Genomic DNA, 6,896 nt, shown 5'->3' on the forward strand with positions numbered 1-6,896 from the left:
CGGCGAGCCGACACCCACAGCGCCCTACAACCACCCTTCCCGCCGGGCGACCCGAACCGCCTCCATCCGATTCCGGGTCCCCGTCTTACCGATCGCCGCAGACAGATAGTTCCGCACCGTCGACTCCGACAAGTGCAGCGCCGCGGAGATGTCGGCGACCGTGGCCCCGTCGACGGAGGCGCCGAGCACCTCGACCTCCCGCGCCGTCAACGGATTGGGCCCGGCCCCGAGCGCGGCAGCGGCCAGCGCCGGATCGACCACGACCTCCCCGCGCAGCACGGCGCGAATCGCCTCGGCCAGCTCCTCCACGGGCCCGTCCTTGACGAGGAACCCCGCGGCGCCCGCGTCCATCGCCCGCCGCAGATACCCGGGCCTGCCGAAGGTCGTGAGAATGAGGACCCGGCAGTCGGGGCACTCCTCGCGCAGGTCCGCCGCCGCGTCGAGCCCGCTGCGGCCGGGCAGCTCGATGTCGAGCAGGGCCACGTCGGGCCGCGAGGTGAGCGCGGTGTGCACGATGTCGTCGCCCGCGGCGACCTGCGCCACGACCTCGATGTCCTCCTCCATCCCGAGCAGCAGGGCCAGTGCGCCGCGCATCATGCCCTGGTCCTCGGCGAGCAGGACTCTGATCATCGAACGCGCTCCTCGTGGGCGTCCGCCCGCGCGGGCGCCGCATCGGTGACGTGGGTGGGGGCGCCGGTGTCGCGGTCCTCGGCGAGCGGCAGCACCGCCGTGACCCGGAAGCCGCCGCGCGGCTCGGGCCCCGACTCCAGTGCGCCGCCCGCCGCCGTGATCCGCTCGGCCAGGCCCTTCAGCCCGCTGCCGGGCGTGGTCGAGCCTACGCCGCGGCCGTCGTCCGTGATCGTCAGACGGGTCTGTTCGGAGGTCGCGGCGACCTCGATCTCGCACCGGCCCGCCCGCGCGTGCCGTACGACGTTGGTGGCCGCCTCCCGCACCACCCAGCCGAGCAGCGCCTCCGACCGGGGGCCGAGCGGCGGCCCCGACTGCCGTACGACCGCCTCGACACCGGCCGCGTCGAGCAGCTCGCGGGCCCGGTCCAGCTCGGCGGCGAGCGCCGCGTCCCGGTACCCGGTGACGGCCTCGCGGATCTCGGTGAGGGCCTGGCGGCCGACGGACTCGATGTCGGTGATCTGCGCCAGGGCCGCGTCCATGCTGCGCGGGGCGAGGCGGCGCGCGGCCTCCGACTTCACGACGATCAGCGAGAGGGTGTGGCCGAGCAGGTCGTGCAGGTCGCGCGAGAAGCGCAGCCGCTCCTCGGCCACGGCCCGCCGCGCCAGTTCCTCACGGGCGGCGCGCAGGTCGCGTACCGCCTCGGAGAGGGACAGGATCGCGGCCGTGACCATCGTGGACAGGAACGTGCCGTACGCGATGTTGATGCCGTCCCAGCCCTCCCGGAGCCCGGCGACGGTGCCCGCGAGCGCGCTCAGGGCGAGGGCCACGGGGCCGAGGTGGCGGCCCCGCACGACGGCGCCCACGGCCAGGCCGAACAGCGGGAAGTACATCAGCCAGTTGCCGCCGTACCCGGCCGCGAGGCCCACGGTGAGCGCGCCCATCACCAGCAGCGCGACCAGGGTGGCGCGCGACTCCCTGGCCCGCTTGTCGAAGGCGCGGAAGGCCACGCCGATGTAGAGGGAGTTGAAGACGAACAGGCCGATGCCGCCGATCCACGGGTTCGGCGTCTTGCCCTGGAGCAGGTGCGAGAACGCGCCGAGGCCCATCAGGAGCCACGGAAGCAGCGCGAAGCCGTTGGGCGGCCCCGACTGCACGAGGGCGTCCTCCTCGCCGGCCCGCTTGCGTTCCCGCCAGTCGGCCTTCTGCTTCCGCCAGTCGGCCCGCCGCGCCCGCAGGCCGTGCATCCGGCAGGTCACCCTGTGCTTCCAGGACATGTCTCGCTCCCCGTTCGGCAGGGGCCGCGTCCCCCGCGGTCCCTGCCCTCGACAGTACGGAGCGGGGGCGCCGCGGCGGCAGTGAGGTCCGTACCGAGTCGGCCGGGACAAATGTCACCGATGGCGGCCCCGGACGTGCCGCGCCCCGCGAATCTGACGTGACGTCAGGACCCTTCCCAACCGTGGGGCGCTGGGCTATACATGGGGCCATCGGCCTAGAACGCGTTCTAGAACGACCGGTGGGCCAGTGGACCGGCGACCGGGACGCCCTGGCCGCCGCAGACGACCTCGGTGCGGCCGACGGTGCGGACGGACGCACCGAGGTCTTCCACCGGCACCCCCTACCCCGCACCGCAGGACCGCCGTCCGCAAGCCGCGAGGAGCCGCCACCCCATGCCCATCGATGCCGCAGAGGCCCTGGCCGCCAAGCCCCGCAGCGCCGAGATCACCTGGGACCACAAGGACATCCAGCTCTACCACCTGGGCCTCGGCGCGGGCGCCAACCCGGACCTCGCCGACCCCGCGACCGACGCCGGTGAACTCCGCTACACCCTGGAGTCCCGCCTGCACGTCCTGCCCAGCTTCGCCACCGTCGCGGGCGCGGGCATGGGCATGATGGGCGGCCTCGCCGCACCCGGCATCGACGTGGACCTCACCGCGGTGCTGCACGGGGGCCAGAGCGTCGAACTGCACCGCCCGATCCCCGTCAAGGGCCGGGCGACCACGAGCTCCAAGGTCGCCGCCGTCTACGACAAGGGCAAGGCGGCCGTCCTCGTGCTGCGCTCCGAGGCCGCCGACGACGAGGGCCCGCTGTGGACCAGCGACGCGCAGATCTTCGTGCGCGGCGAGGGCGGGTTCGGCGGCGAACGCGGCCCGTCCGGGAGCCCCGAGGTGCCGGAGGGCCCCTGCGACCACACCGCCCTGCGCCCTGTCCGCCCCGACCAGGCCCTGCTCTACCGCCTGTCCGGCGACTGGAACCCGCTGCACGCCGACCCGGAGTTCGCGGGGCTCGCCGGTTTCGAACGGCCGATCCTGCACGGTCTGTGCACGTACGGCATGACGCTCAAGGCCGTCGTCGACACCGTCCTCGGCGGCGACGTCACCCGGGTGCGGGCCTACCGCACGCGCTTCGCCGGGATCGTCCTGCCCGGCGAGACGCTGCGCGTCGGCATGTGGGAGTCGAAGGACCGGGTGCGGGTCGCCGTCACGGCCGTGGAGCGCCAGGACGCGCCGGTCCTCACGGACACGGTGGTGGAGCTGAACTGACGGGTGGAGCAGGGCCATCGACGTACGGAGCTGAACTGACGGGGCCGAACTGACGTCACGTACCGCCGGTCATGTACCGCCGGGATGAGAGGAGCCGCACAGCCATGCGCGCAGCCGTACTGCACGAGACAGGCCAGGACAAGCTCGATGTGCTCGACGACGTCGAGGCGGTGGGCTTCGGCCCGGGCAAGGCCAGGATCCGGGTGCGGGCCACCGGCCTGTGCCACTCCGACGTGTCCGCGATGAACGGCGTGCTGCCGCAGCCCGCGCCGTTCGTCCCCGGCCACGAGGGCGCCGGCGAGATCCTGGAGGTCGGCGACGGCGTCGCCAACGTCAAGCCGGGCGACCGGGTCCTGGTGTGCTGGCTCCCGGCGTGCGGGCAGTGCCCGGCGTGCCGCCGCGGCCAGACCCAGCTGTGCCTGGCCGGCTTCATGAACGCGGGCACCCCCAACTTCCGTCGCTCCGGCGACAGTTCGGACCTCTTCGGGTTCGCGGGCACGGGCACCTTCGCCGAGGAGATCGTCGTCGACGCGTCCTGCGCCGTGCCGATACCCGACGACGTGCCCTTCGACATCGCCGCGCTCATCGGCTGCGGCGTGACGACGGGGCTCGGCGCCGCCATCAACACCGCCGAGGTGGCGCCCGGTTCGTCCGTCGCCGTCATCGGCTGCGGCGGCGTCGGCGTCTCCGCGATCCAGGGCGCCAGGATCAAGGGCGCCGCGGAGATCGTCGCCGTCGACCCGGTGGCGTCCCGGCGCGAGGCCGCGCTCCGCTTCGGCGCGACGCAGGCCGTCGCCCCCGACGAGCTGTCCGACGCCCGCCAGCGCGTGACCGAGGGCGAGGGCTTCGACTACGTCTTCGAGGTCGTCGGCAAGTCCGCGACGACCCGCACCGCGTACGAGATGACGCGGCGCGGCGGCACGCTCTGCGTCGTCGGCGCGGGCGCCATGGACGACCAGGTGCAGTTCAACATGTTCGAGCTGTTCTTCGACGAGAAGCGGATCCTGCCTTCGCTGTACGGCGGCGGGGACGTGCTCCGTTCGTACGAGCGGGCCATCGCCCTGTGGCGCGCGGGGCGGGTCGACCTGGAGGGAATGATCACCCACCGGGTGCGCCTGACCGAGATCAACGAGGCGCTGGAGCAGATGCGGTCCGGTGTCGCGCTCCGCACCTGCATCGAGATCTGAGACGAGGGCCGTGCGCGGCCGGAGCCAGGTGAGAGGAGTACGTACCCGTATGTCACTGCCACTTGAAGGTCTCGCCGCCGTCGTCACCGGGGCGGGCCGCGGGCTCGGCCGGGCCGAGGCGCTGGAGCTCGCCCGGCTCGGCGCGAGCGTCGTCGTCAACGACTTCGGGCAGCCGGGCCGTGACGGCTCCGGCGAGGCGTCGGCCGCGCCCGCGGAGGAGGTCGCGGCCGAGATCAGGGAGGCCGGCGGGAAGGCCGTGGCCCACACCGGGGACGTCGCCGACCTCCAGCAGGCCCGCGCCCTCGTCGAGGCGGCCGTCGACACCTACGGCAAGCTCGACGTCCTGGTCAACAACGCGGGCATCCTGCGGGACCGGATGATCTTCTCCATGACGGAGGACGAGTGGGACTCGGTGATCCGCGTCCACCTCAAGGGTCACTTCAACACCATTCGGTTCGCCTCCGCGCACTGGCGCGAGCGCTCCAAGGAGGCGGGCGGGCCCGTGTACGGGCGCATCGTCAACACCTCCTCCGAGGCGTTCCTCGCCGGGTCCGCCGGGCAGCCCAACTACGCGGCCGCCAAGGGCGGGATCGTGGGGCTCACCACCTCCACGGCCCTGGCCCTCGCCAAGTACGGCGTCACCGCCAACGCCATCTGTCCGCGGGCGCGGACCCGGATGACGTCCGACGTCTTCGCCGGGTTCGCCGAGCCCGGTGCGGGGGAGCTGGATCCGTTGGCGCCGGAGCATGTCGCTCCGCTGGTCGGGTATCTGGCTTCGCCCGCTTCGCGGCGGGTCAATGGGCAGGTGCTCGTCGTCCACGGCGGGATGGTCGCCGTCGTCGAACGGCCGCGGGTCGCCGCGCAGTTCGACTCCGCGGACGGCGTGTTCACCTTCGCCGAGCTGGACGAGCTGGTCTCGCCGTACTTCGCCTCCCGGCCGGAGGGGGAGACGTTCGGGGCGGCGGAGGTGTTGGGGTTGCGGAGGGGGTAGGGGGGCCTCGCGGTGCGCCCCAGTCCCGCCCCTTTCCCGAAACCGGGGCTGCGCCCCTGGACCCCGCTGATCGGCGCTTCGCGCCTCGTCCTCAATCGCCGGACGGGCTAAAACCTTGCCGCAGCGGCGAAAGTTATAGCCCCTCCGGCGATTGAGGAGCGGGGTCTGGGGCGGAGCCCCAGTTTCGGGAAGGGGTGGGATTGGGGGGCCCCGGCAGGGAACCGGCCTCAGCCCTCCCGCCGATGCCGCCCCCGAGGCGCCGCCTCCTCGTCATGCTCGGACACCGGCCCCCGATGCCGCCCGGCACCGACGACCTCCGCGCCTCCGGAGAGCGAAACCCCCTCCCGAGGATCCACCACACCCTGCTGCCGCGGCTCGACAGCCACATTCTCGGTCTTCAACAAACTCACCCCGTAGCAAAGATCGTTCGTACAGCCGGGCGAGTCTAACCGCCCACCCCCCGCCCCCCGAGAGGCGCCTGCTGCAACGGCACGGGCCGAGCCACCCGCGCACCCCCGACCACCCCGGTGACCTGCCCGGACGCCTCACTCCCCGGCCCGGGACCGGGCGCCGGTGAGGGCACCTCGACCCGGGCCATCCCGCAGGGCACGGTCCCCGTGACGTAGGGCAACTCCAGGACGCCGTCCCGGGTGCACCGCCCGGCGCCGGACAACCATCCTTCGGGAGCGGCGAGTTGGTGAACCCGTCGCTCGGAGGGCCGCCAACCGCAGAGCCGGGGCGAGGAGTTGCCGGACCCGTCGTCCACCCGGAGGGCCACGGTGCAGCTCTCCGGCATGAGCACCTGCCCGGGCTGGATCGCGAACGGCGTCACGGCCCGCCCGGGCATCCGCAGGCATTCGGGGAAGCGCACGGGCCGCGTGCTGCCCAACACGCCCCAGCCGAGGCGGGTTTCACCGGGCGCGTCGGAGCGGATGAGGAGCAGCCCGCTGTCGGCGTCGGCGAGGAGCAGCCGGTCGTCGCTGTCGGCGGCGATCTGGAGCAGCGGGGTGACCTCGCCGCCCCGCTCCAGGTCGACGGCCACGGTCTTGGTGGGGCCGTCGAGATCGCGGTCGAGGGCCAGCATGCGGTTGGTGCGGTCGAGCCAGACGCCGCCGGTGCAGCGGCCGGGGATCTCGGCGAGGTGCTCGGGCCCGAAGGAGCCGCCCGCGACCATCCAGACGGCGGTGGAGCGGGCGCCGACGGCGAGGGCGTAGGCGTAGGCGCCGCGCGGGGCGGGCGGCAGCAGGGTCAGGTCGGCGCCTTCGCACTCGACGCCGCCGAGCGGAACTTCGCCGGTGCTCGGCCCGGTGGGGTACAGCAGGGAGAAGAGGTGCCGCCCGGCCGCGCGCCGGTGGACGAGCACCCGCCCGTCGGCCATCGGCAGCACCCGCGTACCGGGCTCCTCGGGCTGATGCGCGGGCAGCGGCACCGCGTACGGCTCGGCGGTGTCCAGCGTCCACCGCTCCGGAAACCAGCACCCACCGCGGTGCGCGAGCCGCGCCGCGTAGGCGCCGTCGGCGGTGATGGCGGGGGGCGGGGGGCTGAGGG

The 6,896-nt window shown here is 73.7% G+C and carries 6 protein-coding genes; 3 read left to right on the top strand and 3 right to left on the bottom strand.

Translation table 11 applies throughout. From position 1 onward, the window contains the following. Positions 1-24: 24 nt before the first annotated feature. Entirely contained in the window at positions 25-630 is a 606-nt protein-coding gene (locus tag OO63_RS14405) for a response regulator transcription factor (RefSeq protein WP_030358452.1), read from the bottom strand. Continuing rightward, positions 627-1,904: a sensor histidine kinase gene (locus OO63_RS14410; protein WP_078619127.1), complete on the bottom strand. Its 1,278-nt coding sequence runs from the start codon at positions 1,902-1,904 to the stop codon at positions 627-629. Before OO63_RS14410 ends, OO63_RS14405 begins: the two co-directional genes overlap by 4 nt. A 393-nt stretch (positions 1,905-2,297) precedes the next feature. Between OO63_RS14410 and OO63_RS14415 the strand changes: the two genes are divergently transcribed. The 3 genes from OO63_RS14415 to OO63_RS14425 all read left to right on the top strand — a co-directional run bounded on the left by OO63_RS14415 (position 2,298) and on the right by OO63_RS14425 (position 5,348). After that, positions 2,298-3,170 (top strand): MaoC/PaaZ C-terminal domain-containing protein, encoded by an 873-nt coding sequence (locus tag OO63_RS14415; protein ID WP_030358450.1) that lies wholly within the window; start codon positions 2,298-2,300, stop codon positions 3,168-3,170. A gap of 104 nt (positions 3,171-3,274) precedes the next feature. Further along, positions 3,275-4,357 (top strand): Zn-dependent alcohol dehydrogenase, encoded by a 1,083-nt coding sequence (locus OO63_RS14420; protein WP_030358449.1) that lies wholly within the window; start codon positions 3,275-3,277, stop codon positions 4,355-4,357. 49 nt (positions 4,358-4,406) lie between these two features. Then, on the top strand, positions 4,407-5,348 hold the full coding sequence (locus OO63_RS14425; RefSeq protein ID WP_030358448.1) for a 3-oxoacyl-ACP reductase: 942 nt from the start codon (positions 4,407-4,409) through the stop codon (positions 5,346-5,348). Between the two features lie 445 nt (positions 5,349-5,793). Here the strand turns inward: OO63_RS14425 and OO63_RS14430 are convergent. After that, positions 5,794-6,896 (bottom strand): hypothetical protein (locus OO63_RS14430; RefSeq protein ID WP_033264126.1); only part of this gene is annotated, 1,103 nt, incomplete at its 5' end.

The sequence above is a fragment of the Streptomyces alboflavus genome (assembly GCF_000716675.1).
Taxonomy (GTDB): domain Bacteria; phylum Actinomycetota; class Actinomycetes; order Streptomycetales; family Streptomycetaceae; genus Streptomyces; species Streptomyces alboflavus.

Bases quoted from the DNA above. Each gene is read 5' to 3' on its own strand.
- OO63_RS14405 (WP_030358452.1), bottom strand. From the start codon at position 630: ATGATCAGAGTCCTGCTCGCCGAGGACCAGGGCATGATGCGCGGCGCA.
- OO63_RS14425 (WP_030358448.1), top strand. From the start codon at position 4,407: ATGTCACTGCCACTTGAAGGTCTCGCCGCCGTCGTCACCGGGGCGGGC.
- OO63_RS14420 (WP_030358449.1), top strand. From the start codon at position 3,275: ATGCGCGCAGCCGTACTGCACGAGACAGGCCAGGACAAGCTCGATGTG.
- OO63_RS14415 (WP_030358450.1), top strand. From the start codon at position 2,298: ATGCCCATCGATGCCGCAGAGGCCCTGGCCGCCAAGCCCCGCAGCGCC.
- OO63_RS14410 (WP_078619127.1), bottom strand. From the start codon at position 1,904: ATGTCCTGGAAGCACAGGGTGACCTGCCGGATGCACGGCCTGCGGGCG.